We start from the raw sequence: 12,518 nt of genomic DNA on the forward strand, positions 1-12,518 counted from the left end.
TATTTTCTGAAAAGACAAATCAAGTTAATTCAGGTTTTCGCATATTGAATAACTTACCGGATCTTTAGTAACGCAAGGCATCTATATCCCCATTCCGGTTGATTTAAAACCGGGTTGCTTAATTTGAGCTTTTAATCTTGTCAGCATGCATTTGTCTAAGCTTGGTCAATTTTGGAGTAATTACAAAACTGCAATAACCCTGACTCTGGTTATTCCTATAATAATTCTGATGATAGTCCTCTGCCTCATAAAAGATTTTCAATGGACTTAATTCTGTAACCACAGGATTTTCATAATAGGAAGACATTTCACTTAAAACCTCTTCTGCCACTTCTTTTTGATTTTGGTCATGGTAAAAAATGACGGAACGGTATTGTGTCCCAACATCTGCGCCCTGTCTATTGAGTGTTGTAGGGTCATGGGTAGTCATAAAAATCATTAATAGGTCACGAAAGGAAATAATTTCAGGATCAAAGCTTACCTGTATTACCTCTGCATGACCGGTGAGTCCGGAGCATATTTCTCTATAGGTTGGCTTGCCGGGAGCATTCCCTCCAGAATATCCCGAGACAACCTTTTCTACCCCTTTAATCTCTAATAAAACAGCTTCAGTGCACCAGAAGCAGCCTCCACCCATAGTTGCTAATTCCAATTTATTATTTTCCATCGATAACCTCCTTTTCGATTATCATTGACTCAGAGTTAATACAATAACGAAGGCCACTTGGTTCCGGGCCGTCAGGAAAAACATGTCCTAAATGAGCGTCGCAAGTATTACAGAGGACTTCTACCCTTATCATTCCGAATGTGCTATCTTTTTCATATTTAATGGCATTTTCTGCTATAGGTTGTGTGAAGCTGGGCCACCCTGTACCGGATTCAAATTTAATGGTGGAATCAAAGAGAGGTGTGTTGCAGCATACACAGGAGTACTTACCTGCATCGTGGATATTGCATAAAGCTCCAGAATGAGGAGCTTCAGTTCCTTTTTTTCTGGTAATTCGAAATTGGTCTGGTGTAAGAATTTCACGCCATTCATTTTCTGTTTTTTCAACACGCATGTCTGGTGCGGGATTTCCGTTTACCGTAAAGTTTATTATGTTTTTCCAAGTCAACATAGAATTACATTTAATGTGAATACTTTAATTTTTCTGCTACAATTCAACAATTTTACCAATGGGGAAAATAAGTATTATAAGTCGGATTAGATACTTCTAACTTACAATCTATTCAACAAAATATTCTATTAAATTAAACTAAATTTGAATCATGATGCAAGGCAGATCACGAAGTACTAACCGTACTATTTATATTTCTTTGATGATACTTTGTATAGTGGGTTTTTGGGTGTTTGAAAATTTTTATACCCCGGACAAGTATTCTGCCCCTGCTAATGAGGTTTTAACTTCGAAAGTGCCGGATAAAATATTACCGGCTTCAACTTCGGGAGAAATAGTGATTCATAGTAATTTTATACTTTCTTATAAGGAGCACTATGAACAATCCGAATGGGTAGCTTATGTTCTAAAACGAAGTCATCTTACCTATGATGACAGAGAACGCCCGGATTATATTGAAGATCCAAAAGTAAGTACTAAATCTGCAGATTGGAGAAATTATAGAGGCTCTGGTTATGACAGGGGACATCTGTGTCCGGCAGGAGACAGAAGGTTTTCGGTTTATGCCTACAATGAAACTTTTTACACCAGTAATATTGCGCCACAAAAGAATGGTTTTAATTCAGGAATATGGAATGAATTGGAAATGAAGATAAGAAGATGGAGTAAAAAATATGGCAATCTTTATATAATTACCGGCGGAGTTTTAGAAAAGGGTCTACCGACAATTGGAGAAGAAGATGTGGCAGTCCCTAAGAGGTATTATAAAATTGTTGTCAGGGGCGAGGGGAAAGATATAAAAGTGCTTGCTTTTCTGATTCCTCACAAGGACACAACAGAACCTCTTGTAAATTTTTTAGTGAAGGTAGATGATTTAGAGAAGGTTACTGGAATAGATTTTTTTAGTAAAATGGATGAAAATATTGAATCGGGATTGGAACAGAGCATAGAAATGGAATATTGGAATTTCTAGCCCCACTCATTTAACCTGTTTGCATCTAACTTCAGAAATATAAACAATAAGACTGTAAACCCCAGAAGGCCAGATCCGCCATAGCTAAAGAAGGGTAAAGGGATACCAATGGTAGGAAGCACGCCTATAACCATTCCAATATTTATAAAGTAATGAATGAGCAGTATCGAGATTGCTCCATAGCCATACATTCGGCTAAAATCGTTTTTTTGTCTTTCGGCCAGATAGACAAGTCGTAAAAGCAATAAGGTAAAAAGAATGACAACAATAGTTGTACCTAAAAATCCCCATTCTTCGCCTACAGTACTAAAAATATAATCAGTATGTTGTTCAGGTACGAAATCTCCTTTAGTTCTGGTACCTTCTAAAAAGCCCTTTCCAAAGAAACCACCAGATTCAATTGCTTTTTCTGATTGATAGGTATTGTAGCCTATGGTTTTCCGAATTTGTTCGAGTTTATCAGGGTCTTTTTCCAAACGAAGCCACAGGCTGAATCTGTCTCTGTGGCGTTGTTCAAATACATTGTTGAAAACCAAATTAACTGATAGCGAAAAGACGATTGTAACAACAAAAACGGAGATTAGGGGTAGTATGGGAATTTTGAGAGAGGCTCTTTTAAGCAAGAGAAAAAGAGCAATTATCAAAACCAAACCAATTCCCACCCAGGTAGTTCCGAACATCAAAGTGGTAATAAAAACCATAACAGCCAAAAAAGCAATACCCAGGTAAAATAGAGGTAATCCCTCTCTGAAAAGAACAAAGACCAGTGCAAAAAACACCAAAGCACTACCAGGATCCGGTTGAGGAATGATTAAAAGGGCTGGTATCAGGATAATTAAAAAAGAATAAAACTGATCTTTCCGGTTTTTAATATCTGTCTGAATATCACTTAAATACTTGGCCAAAGCCAGGGCCGTGGCAACTTTGGCAAGCTCAGAAGGTTGAAAATTAAAAAATCCCAGATCGTACCATGAAGTTGCTCCGGCAATGGTCTTACCAAAGATAAAAAGCCCCAGAAGAAGAACTATTGAAATAATGTACAAAACGCTGGAAAAACGTTCATAAAAACTGGCCTCCAGTGCAAGGATAGCTACTATACTGATTAGGCTTAACCCAATAAAGATCAATTGTTTTCCGTATAGTTGGCTAAAATCGAAAATAGAAGAGCTACTTTCTGTGAATGTGCTGGAATAAATATTTAGCCATCCTATCGCTACTAGCAAGAGGTAAAACAATACGGTAAGCCAATCAATTCGCTTATATGCTTTCCTACCAAACATACTCATTTATCTTGAATTCTTCTCCGCTGTATGGTTTGGCATATTCATGTTCAAGAGTTTTTTCGAGCATTCTTTTTTCGAGGTCTTTTCTGGTAATTTTTCCTTTTAAGTACTTTTCTATTAATAGTGAGGCTATATGGCCGGCATATCTTGAGCCATAATACCCATTTTCAATATATACCGCCAACGCAATTTCAGGATTGTTTACAGGTGCAAAAGCTACAAATACCGAATGATCTGTAAGCTGAGTACGTACAGTATCAATTATGGTATAATTCTCTACTGTACCTGTTTTACCTGCAATTTCTATTCCCGGTATTTGTACCCATCTGGCTGTACCTTTTTTATAAACATCTGCCATACCTTTTATGACAGGTTCAAAATGCTCTTTGTCTATGGTAGTATACTTAGGTTGGACATATTCAGGTATACTAATATCCTCACCTTCAACTTTTTTCAGAATATGCGGAGTGTAATAATAACCTCGATTCGCAATAGCGGCCGTCATGTTGGCTAATTGAACGGGAGTTACTGCTACTTCACCCTGCCCGATAGAATTGGAGATAATATATGAAGAAGCCCAGCGATCATCTCCATACCATTTGTCATAGTAGGCTTTACTTGGGATTCTTCCCGGTCTTCCGGTAGGAAGATCATATCCCAGAAAATTTCCAAGGCCAAAACTTTTAATATGTTTTTCCCAAACATCCTGACCTTCATCTGTCGTCGGAAATTTTTCATAAATTTCTCGAAACGTACCTGCAAAGTACGCATTGCAAGATTTGTATATACCACTATTTAAACTTCTTATTCCTCCTCCGCAATGACACCCCCTTTTGGTATTACCTACATAAAATCCATTGTAGCATCGGAAAGTTGTACTTGGCCGGATTACCCCTTCCTGCAAAGCCACGAGGGCATTAAGTGTTTTGAATGGTGATCCGGGAGATCCTTCAGCCGAAATAGACCTGTCAAATAGCGGTTTGGATATAGTGTCGTAATGCAGTTTACTGTAGTTTTTTGAACGTTCTCTGCCTACAAGAAGTGCAGGATCATAAGTTGGTCCGGAGATCATCGCTAATATTTCCCCGGAAGATGGCTCTAAGGCAACTATGCCTCCCCATTTGCCATTCATTAATAATTCTCCATATTCCTGCAGTTCCTTATCTAGAGTAAGGCTAATTTCCTTACCCTGTTCCGGAAGGGTATCTAGTATGCCACCTTTATAGGGGCCTATATCCCGGTTGAATCTGTCTTTCTGAATGTATTGAACGCCTTTTCTGCCCCTCAGGATTTCTTCATATTGTTGTTCAACACCTTTACCCCCTGTTAATTCACCCTGAACGTAATATGGATTACTTTTGAGGTCGCGTTCATTTACCTCTCTAATGTATCCCAGGACATTTGCAGCGGCTTTGGTGTTGTAATACCTTAAAGATCTTTTTTGAATATAAAATCCCTCATACTTCCTCATTTTTTCCTGAAGCCTGGCATAGTCTTCCTTAGAAAGTTGAGGCACTAATACGGAAGGTAATCTCGGGGAATAAATTCTGGCTTTACGGAGTTTTTGTACAAATTTTTCCTTGTCTATTCCTAAAAGACTGCAAAACTCAAGCGTGTCGAGAGGTTGCACTTCCCTTGGAATAACCATCACGTCATAAGCAGGATCATTACCTACCAATAGTTTCCCGTTTCTATCATAGATGTAACCTCGTTCCGGATAATCGTATATTGCCTTAATGGCGGGATCTTCCAAAACCTGATCCGGAGAAAAGCTAAATATTTGCAAATAAGACAACCTACCTATAAAGGTGATCCCGATAATAATGATTATGGACGATAATAATACTTTTTTCATTGAAATTTAGCTTTCAATAATCCGTTGCAATTCCAATTATTCTTTCTTTACACTGAAAAGTGAACCAAAAAGTAAACATAGGATTAGTGTGGCAATTCCTGTAAAAATAACTTTCTTTAAAATTAGCAGCAAATTTGATAAACTGAAAATTTCCAAGGTAAAGAATATAACATGATGTGCTACAATTAATAACGTTAAAAAAGTAATTTGTTGTACCCTGGTAGTGTTAGATAATTTGAAACTTTGAAATTCGTAATTAACACCAAATACAAAACGCATAATAGTAGGTCTCAGATAAGCTATGGTGACCGTTGATGCTGCGTGTAAAGCCATTGTATCTGAAAAAAAATCAATAGATAAACCAAGTAAAAATCCTATAAATATAAAAACGACCCTATTTTCCTTTATTGGATACCAATAGAGGAAAAGTATATAGACCATAGGATTTATAAAGCCAAAAAAATTCAACCTGTTAAATACTAATACCTGAACAAGCACAAGTAAAGCGAATCTGATAAAATTGATATAGTAATAACTACTGGTCATTGGCAATTTTAGTTTCGAGCTCTAAGATCTCAGGTCTGTTCTTGTTATAAATGATATAGACATTTTTAACATTAGTCATATCGTTAAAAAGTTCTACATCTATACTATAAAAACTCTTGGATACGTTAAGGTCAAACTTTTTAATGGTTCCAATTGGAATGTCCTCGGGAAAAATACTCGACATGGCTCCGGTAACTATGGTATCGCCAACTAGAAGAGGTACCAATCTGGGAATATCCTCCAGTTTTACCTGGTTATAACTTCGCCCATCCCATACTAAAGACCCAAAATAATTGGTATTCTTAATTTTGGCATTTATATTGGATTTGGAGTTTAATATACTTTGAACGGAGGCATAATTTTTTGAAGTATGTTCAATAATGCCGAGAATTCCCTTGGCCGTAATAACACCCATATCCTGTTTAATACCATGGTTAGTTCCCCTGTTTATAGTTAGATAATTATTTGGACTGGCATAACTGTTCTTTATAATTCTTCCGGATATTGATGTAAATTCAAATTTGGTAGTATCTAACCGGATAGTATCATCGATATTTAAATTATAAAGCAAACTTCTCAGTTTTTTGTTTTCCTCAACCAGTTTTTTGTTTTCCTCATCCAAGTTAAAATAGCGGGTAATACCATCTGCCGTATTATATATTGAACCTGATATTCGGTTTGAAGAATTAAAGAATTTAGATCGATGATACGAATGAGAATCAATAGTAAAGCCCAGGGAAATCAACAGCAATAATAAGTAAAGCAGCGAGGTTTTATACCTTATGATAAAATTGATTATCTGCTGCATTCACTTGTTATGTTAAGCGTTTAAAATGAGATGCCAAGTCGTAACTTAAATCCTCATGGAATTCAGGTTATTTGATAAGAATACTTTTGTAGCGTTCCAGATTTTTAAGTGCTATACCTGTTCCTCTTACTACTGCTCTTAATGGATCTTCCGCAATATAGACCGGCAAATCTGTCTTTTGGGATAACCTTCTGTCTAATCCGCGAAGCATAGATCCGCCGCCGGCAAGGTAAATACCTGTATTATAGATATCAGCCGCCAATTCCGGAGGAGTTTGTGATAAAGTTTCCATCACGGCGTCTTCTACTCTTAAAATAGACTTGTCCAGAGCTTTGGCAATTTCTCTAAATGAAATAGAGACCTGTTTTGGTTTTCCGGTAAGCAAATCCCGACCTTGCACAGACATTTCGTCTGGTGGAGATTGAAGGTCCTCGGTCGCAGATCCTATTGTTATTTTAATGTTCTCTGCGGTACTTTCTCCTACATAAAGATTATGTTGAGTACGCATATAGTAGATAATATCATTGGTGAATACATCACCGGCTATTTTAACCGATTTGTCACAAACAATACCTCCTAAAGCAATTACTGCTATTTCGGTTGTTCCACCACCTATATCCACAATCATATTACCCTTAGGCTGCATAATATCCAGGCCAATTCCTATAGCTGCAGCCATAGGTTCATGGATAAGATAAACTTCCTTACCGTTGACCCGCTCTGCAGATTCCTTTACCGCACGCATTTCCACCTCTGTAATACCTGAAGGAATACATATAACCATTCGCAATGCAGGTGGGAACCATTTTTTCTTCAAAGCAGGAATGTTCTTAATGAACATATTGATCATCTTTTCAGATGCATCAAAATCTGCGATAACTCCATCCTTAAGAGGGCGGATAGTTTTAATGTTTTCGTGGGTTTTACCTTGCATCATATTGGCCTCCTTGCCCACTGCTATTATTTTACCTGTGATCCTGTCTCTTGCAACAATAGACGGACTGTCTACTACTACCTTGTCTGCATGTATAATAAGAGTATTTGCAGTGCCCAGGTCTATAGCTATTTCTTCAGTTAAGAAATCAAAAAATCCCATTCGCGTTTGTTTGGTTTCGGTTTAAAAGGTGCATTTCATCGACAAAAGTAGTAAAATTAATGCTTAAAATGACGAGTACCCGTCATTACCATTGACATTCCATTTTTGTCACAATAATCGATACTTAATTGATCCTTAATTGAGCCTCCCGGTTGTATAACGCTCTTTATCCCATTATTGCCTGAAATCTCCACGCAATCCGGAAATGGAAAAAATGCATCACTCGCCATTACGGCTCCTTCTAAATTAAAATTAAAGGTTTTGGCTTTATGGATAGCCTGGTTTAAGGCATCAACCCTTGAGGTTTGTCCGGTACCGCTCGCGCATAACTGTTTGTTCTTGGCCAATACAATGGTATTAGATTTAGTGTGTTTACAAAGTTTAGACGCAAAAATGAGGTCATCTAGTTCCTCCTGGCTAGGTTTCTTTGTGGTTACATATTCCAGATCATCAAGCGTATCGGTCTTAAAATCTTTATCCTGAAGAAGAAATCCATTTAAACATGTTCTTACCAGCATATCTGGTAGCGGTGTTTCTTTCTGTATTAAAACGATTCTGTTTTTCTTACCTTTTAAAATACTTAATGCCTCATCATCGTAACTGGGAGCAATAACTACTTCACAGAATAATTTATGTATTTCCTGAGCTGTTGGAACATCAATTTTCACATTACTGATCAATATACCTCCGAATGCAGATATCGGATCTCCTGCCAGCGCATCAACATAAGCTTGGTGTATGGTGCTTCTGGTAGCTAATCCACATGCATTGTTGTGTTTAAGAATGGCGAAGGTAGGGTCGTCATTTTTAAATTCATTCATAAGATTTATAGCGGCGTCCACATCCAATAAATTATTGTAGGACAGCTCCTTGCCGTGTAATTTATCGAACATGGCCTCAAAATCTCCAAAATAGAATCCTTTTTGGTGTGGGTTTTCACCATATCGCAAAACTTTCGCATTGGTTTCGCTAATTTTTAAGGCCGGCTCTTTGTGCTCCTTGTTGAAGTAATTGAAAATTGCTGTATCGTAATGCGAGGAAACATTAAATGCTTTTGTGGCGAAATGTCTTCGGTCGTTCTCAGTACTTTCCCCTCCGGTGGCAGTGATTAGTTCCAGGAATTCACTGTAATCTTCCATGGATGAAACACATAAAACATCTTTATAATTTTTGGCAGCAGCTCTTATGAGTGATATTCCACCAATATCAATCTTTTCTATAATTTCCTGTTCAGATGCACCTCCTGATACCGTTTTTTCAAAAGGGTAGAGGTCAACAATAATTACATCCAGCTGGGGGATATCAAACTCTTCCAGTTGAGCTACATCACCTTCGTTATCCTGCCTGTTTAAAATACCCCCAAAAACTTTTGGATGAAGTGTTTTTACTCTTCCACCCAAAATAGAAGGATAGCTGGTTACTTCTTCAACAGGAATTACTTCAATTCCCAATTCCCTGATAAATTTTTCGGTGCCCCCAGTGGAGTAGATTGAAATTCCGAGCTCGTTAAATTTCCGTACAATTGGTTCCAGGCCATCTTTGTGAAATACTGAAATTAAGGCCGAGTTAATTTTTTTTGTAGTGCTCATTTTGTAGTGCTTAAATAGAATAGCCAAAGGAAACAAATGTAATTTTTTTGAAGCTATTATTTAGAGAGTGTTATTAACAAAAGAGTTAAAGTTTTAAAGAATTTTCGCTACCTCCTTATTTATAAATTCTAAAAATCTTTCATCTTCTTGTGTAAATGGGTCAGAGGTATTGGAATCGATATCAATTTGGCCAATATTCTCACCATTTACAAAAAGGGGGACAACGATTTCTGCCTTTACGTTTATACTGCAGGCGATATAATTATCCTGTGCTTTAACATCGGGCACAACAAAGTTTTCATTGCTCAGGGCTACCTGCCCGCAAATTCCTTTCCCAAAAGGAATAATAGTATGGTCTGTTGGAGCACCCTTATATGGCCCGAGTTTTAACTCTGCTTTGTTGCCATTTTTAAAGTAAAACCCCACCCAGTCGTAATATGGGACTGACTCCTGAAGAAGATCACATACTTGCTGCAGGCGTAAATTTACCTCTACATTTTTATGATTCAGTATGGATTCCACTTTTGGCCGTAATGCATTTAACATTGATGTATTTTTTGTAAAAGTATTTAAAATGAAAATTTAAATTAAATCGATTTTAGTAAAACTTATCTAAATAATTTGCCAAATTAATGCAAGTCAACCTTTAAACTTATGTTAATCAAAGCAATAAAAAACAATTTTTAGTAGTTTTGTATTAATAATGAAGGAAACTTTGCGTCAAATAGCATCATTTTGCATGGCTCTAATGGTCTTGTTCTCTACCCTCTCTTTTACGGTAGATATGCATTATTGTGGGGATCAGCTGGTTGATTACAGTTTTTTTGAGGCCGCAGACCGCTGTTCAATGGCAGCAAGTTCTTCTGCATCACCAGGAGAGAATTCTGTTATGCAAATGGAGATGGACTGCTGCACCGATTTAGAAATAGTAATGGAGGGCCAGGATGACCTTAAAATCTCTATCGATCAATTAACCTTTGAGCAACAGATCTTTGTTTCAACATTCTTTTACACCTATATAAACTTATTTAAAGGAGTTGATAAAGACACAAATTCCTTTAAGGAGTATTCTCCGCCACCCCTGATCAGGGACATTCAGATTCTGGATCAGACCTTTCTCATTTGATTTTTAAACATTGAAATTAAAGCCCGACAGTTGAGACTGTAAAGTGGGCTTAACGTGTTGATATAGTTTTTTGATCAACTCTAGTTTCTAACTGTTTAATAATCAATTCATATGCTAAATAAGAGCATTAAATACCTTATAAATAATAAACTGATAGCTGTTCTGATGCTCGTCCTTTTTGTAGGATGGGGCATTGTTAACGCCCCTTTTAACTGGAAGATTGGATTTTTACCCAGTAATCCCGTGGCGGTGGATGCTATTCCAGATATAGGTGAGAACCAACAAATAGTTTTTACCAAATGGGCCGGACGTTCTCCTCAGGATATTGAAGACCAGATCTCCTATCCGTTGACCACCTCATTATTGGGAATTCCGGGAGTCAGAACCATACGCAGTTCCTCTATGTTCGGGTTTTCGAGCATCTACATCATTTTTGAAGAGGATGTTGAATTCTATTGGAGCCGCAGCCGGATTCTTGAAAAGTTGAATTCCCTGCCTGGTAATTTATTGCCGGAAGGAGTAAATCCTGCTCTTGGCCCTGACGCAACGGGCCTGGGACAAATATTCTGGTACACATTGGAAGGTAGGGATAAAGAAGGAAATGTCACAGGCGGCTGGGATTTGCAGGAATTGCGAAGTCTTCAGGATTACTATGTAAAATTCGGCCTTTCTGCAGCGAGTGGCGTATCCGAGGTAGCTTCTATCGGTGGTTATGTGCAGGAATACCAGATTGATGTGAACCCCGAATTGATGAAACAATATAATATTGGTCTTCATCAGGTGGTCAATGCAGTCAAAAAGAGCAATCGTGATATTGGTGCACAGACCCTGGAAATCAATCAGGCTGAATACCTCGTGAGAGGTCTTGGTTATGTCAAATCTTTAGAAGACATTAAAAATGCCGTAATCACCGCAGAGGATTTCACTTCCGTTCGTATAAAGGATATTTCCAATGTTTCGCTAGGCCCGGCAGTACGCCGCGGCATTCTCGATAAGGAAGGTGCAGAAGTTGTTGGAGGTGTCGTCGTAGCTAGATATGGAGCAAACCCATTAGAGGTTATCAATAATGTAAAGGAAAAAATAAAGGAACTAAGTTCTGGATTACCATCCAAAGAATTGGCAGACGGCAGGACATCTCAATTAACCATTGTGCCTTTTTATGACCGTACGGAACTGATACAGGAAACCCTGGGAACGCTCAATGACGCCTTGACCCTGGAAATACTGATTACTATATTGGTGATCATTGTTATGGTATTCAACCTACGGGCTTCTATTCTTATATCAGGTTTGCTGCCGGTGGCGGTTTTGATGGTTTTTGTTGCAATGAAACTTTTTAATGTGGATGCCAATATTGTGGCGCTTTCCGGGATCGCAATCGCAATCGGAACAATGGTGGACGTTGGTGTTATCCTCTCTGAGAATATCATTCGACATCTGGACGAAGATGGAGAAAAGCTTCCTATAAATACAGTTGTCTATAATGCAACAGCCGAAGTTTCAGGTGCTATAGTAACTGCAGTGATGACCACTATTATCAGTTTTATCCCCGTGTTTACCATGATAGGGGCAGAAGGGAAATTGTTCCGACCATTGGCCTTTACCAAGACCTTTGCGTTGACGGCATCCATCATCGTCGCCCTGTTTCTTATCCCGCCTTTCGCCTCCTTTTTGTTCAGGAAGAAACGAAGCAAGAGTATCATAGGCTATGTATTCAGTATCCTGCTCATCGTTGCAGGGCTTATCGCCGTTGTATACGGGTATTGGTTGGGGTTGGTGCTTATGGCCTTTGGAACGGTTCGGCCTTTAAAGAACGCTGAGTTGGCGGGAAGCTTATTCGGGGGATTCTCCCTATCCGACAAACAGGCCAACCTGATGAACATCATTATCTCGGCTACGGCTATCGTATTCCTGTTGGCGACTTATTGGCGGCCTTTGGGGTTTGACCGCAACATTGTTATGAATCTGCTTTTTGTGGGATTCATTTGTTTTGGGCTGTTAGGTGCGTTTATCCTTTTTAGAAAAAATTATACGGGTATTCTTCTATGGGCATTACGCAACAAACTACTGTTCCTATCCATTCCCTCTCGAATAAAAAAATTAAAAAAAAATATTCCGCTGAAA

Annotated in this window: 11 protein-coding genes; 3 read left to right on the forward strand and 8 right to left on the reverse strand. The window is 38.2% G+C overall.

Going from position 1 to position 12,518, the window contains the following annotated elements; all coding sequences use genetic code 11:
- Nucleotides 1-118: 118 nt before the first annotated feature.
- Both msrA and msrB read right to left on the reverse strand, forming a co-directional pair.
- Nucleotides 119-667 carry a peptide-methionine (S)-S-oxide reductase MsrA gene (gene msrA / locus Q0X89_RS11745; protein WP_297694364.1) on the reverse strand — a complete coding sequence of 183 codons (549 nt, stop codon included), beginning with the start codon at nucleotides 665-667 and terminating at the stop codon, nucleotides 119-121.
- Nucleotides 657-1,118 (reverse strand): peptide-methionine (R)-S-oxide reductase MsrB, encoded by a 462-nt coding sequence (gene msrB / locus Q0X89_RS11750; RefSeq protein WP_297694366.1) that lies wholly within the window; start codon nucleotides 1,116-1,118, stop codon nucleotides 657-659. Before msrB ends, msrA begins: the two co-directional genes overlap by 11 nt.
- 151 nt (nucleotides 1,119-1,269) lie before the next feature.
- Between msrB and Q0X89_RS11755 the strand changes: the two genes are divergently transcribed.
- Complete coding sequence (locus Q0X89_RS11755; protein ID WP_297694368.1) at nucleotides 1,270-2,091, forward strand: DNA/RNA non-specific endonuclease; 822 nt, start codon at nucleotides 1,270-1,272, stop codon at nucleotides 2,089-2,091.
- Here the strand turns inward: Q0X89_RS11755 and rodA are convergent.
- The 6 genes from rodA to Q0X89_RS11790 all read right to left on the reverse strand — a co-directional run bounded on the left by rodA (nucleotide 2,088) and on the right by Q0X89_RS11790 (nucleotide 9,814).
- Nucleotides 2,088-3,371: a rod shape-determining protein RodA gene (rodA, locus tag Q0X89_RS11760; RefSeq protein ID WP_297694370.1), complete on the reverse strand. Its 1,284-nt coding sequence runs from the start codon at nucleotides 3,369-3,371 to the stop codon at nucleotides 2,088-2,090. The genes Q0X89_RS11755 and rodA overlap by 4 nt on opposite strands.
- On the reverse strand, nucleotides 3,361-5,229 hold the full coding sequence (locus Q0X89_RS11765; protein WP_297694373.1) for a penicillin-binding protein 2: 1,869 nt from the start codon (nucleotides 5,227-5,229) through the stop codon (nucleotides 3,361-3,363). Before Q0X89_RS11765 ends, rodA begins: the two co-directional genes overlap by 11 nt.
- A gap of 535 nt (nucleotides 5,230-5,764) precedes the next feature.
- Complete coding sequence (gene mreC, locus Q0X89_RS11775) at nucleotides 5,765-6,583, reverse strand: rod shape-determining protein MreC (RefSeq protein ID WP_297694376.1); 819 nt, start codon at nucleotides 6,581-6,583, stop codon at nucleotides 5,765-5,767.
- A gap of 67 nt (nucleotides 6,584-6,650) precedes the next feature.
- Entirely contained in the window at nucleotides 6,651-7,679 is a 1,029-nt protein-coding gene (locus Q0X89_RS11780) for a rod shape-determining protein (RefSeq protein ID WP_297694378.1), read from the reverse strand.
- Nucleotides 7,680-7,735: 56 nt separating this feature from the next.
- The gene (gene purH / locus Q0X89_RS11785) at nucleotides 7,736-9,268 is read right to left on the reverse strand and encodes a bifunctional phosphoribosylaminoimidazolecarboxamide formyltransferase/IMP cyclohydrolase (RefSeq protein WP_297694380.1); all 1,533 of its coding nucleotides are present in this window, start codon (nucleotides 9,266-9,268) and stop codon (nucleotides 7,736-7,738) included.
- Nucleotides 9,269-9,361: 93 nt separating this feature from the next.
- Complete coding sequence (locus Q0X89_RS11790; protein WP_297694382.1) at nucleotides 9,362-9,814, reverse strand: GAF domain-containing protein; 453 nt, start codon at nucleotides 9,812-9,814, stop codon at nucleotides 9,362-9,364.
- 157 nt (nucleotides 9,815-9,971) lie between these two features.
- Here Q0X89_RS11790 and Q0X89_RS11795 point away from each other — a divergent pair, with 157 nt between their 5' ends.
- Together Q0X89_RS11795 and Q0X89_RS11800 are read left to right on the forward strand one after the other, a co-directional pair.
- Nucleotides 9,972-10,394, forward strand: a complete 423-nt coding sequence (locus tag Q0X89_RS11795) for a hypothetical protein (protein WP_297694384.1) — start codon at nucleotides 9,972-9,974, stop codon at nucleotides 10,392-10,394.
- A gap of 111 nt (nucleotides 10,395-10,505) precedes the next feature.
- Nucleotides 10,506-12,518: efflux RND transporter permease subunit (locus Q0X89_RS11800; protein WP_297694386.1), on the forward strand; the 2,013-nt coding region annotated here is incomplete at its 3' end.

Source organism: uncultured Eudoraea sp. (assembly GCF_947258525.1).
Classification (GTDB): domain Bacteria; phylum Bacteroidota; class Bacteroidia; order Flavobacteriales; family Flavobacteriaceae; genus Eudoraea.

Coding starts and splice junctions, on each gene's coding strand:
- msrA (WP_297694364.1), bottom strand. CDS start 667: ATGGAAAATAATAAATTGGAATTAGCAACTATGGGTGGAGGCTGCTTC.
- msrB (WP_297694366.1), bottom strand. CDS start 1,118: ATGTTGACTTGGAAAAACATAATAAACTTTACGGTAAACGGAAATCCC.
- Q0X89_RS11755 (WP_297694368.1), top strand. CDS start 1,270: ATGATGCAAGGCAGATCACGAAGTACTAACCGTACTATTTATATTTCT.
- rodA (WP_297694370.1), bottom strand. CDS start 3,371: ATGTTTGGTAGGAAAGCATATAAGCGAATTGATTGGCTTACCGTATTG.
- Q0X89_RS11765 (WP_297694373.1), bottom strand. CDS start 5,229: ATGAAAAAAGTATTATTATCGTCCATAATCATTATTATCGGGATCACC.
- mreC (WP_297694376.1), bottom strand. CDS start 6,583: ATGCAGCAGATAATCAATTTTATCATAAGGTATAAAACCTCGCTGCTT.
- Q0X89_RS11780 (WP_297694378.1), bottom strand. CDS start 7,679: ATGGGATTTTTTGATTTCTTAACTGAAGAAATAGCTATAGACCTGGGC.
- purH (WP_297694380.1), bottom strand. CDS start 9,268: ATGAGCACTACAAAAAAAATTAACTCGGCCTTAATTTCAGTATTTCAC.
- Q0X89_RS11790 (WP_297694382.1), bottom strand. CDS start 9,814: ATGTTAAATGCATTACGGCCAAAAGTGGAATCCATACTGAATCATAAA.
- Q0X89_RS11795 (WP_297694384.1), top strand. CDS start 9,972: ATGAAGGAAACTTTGCGTCAAATAGCATCATTTTGCATGGCTCTAATG.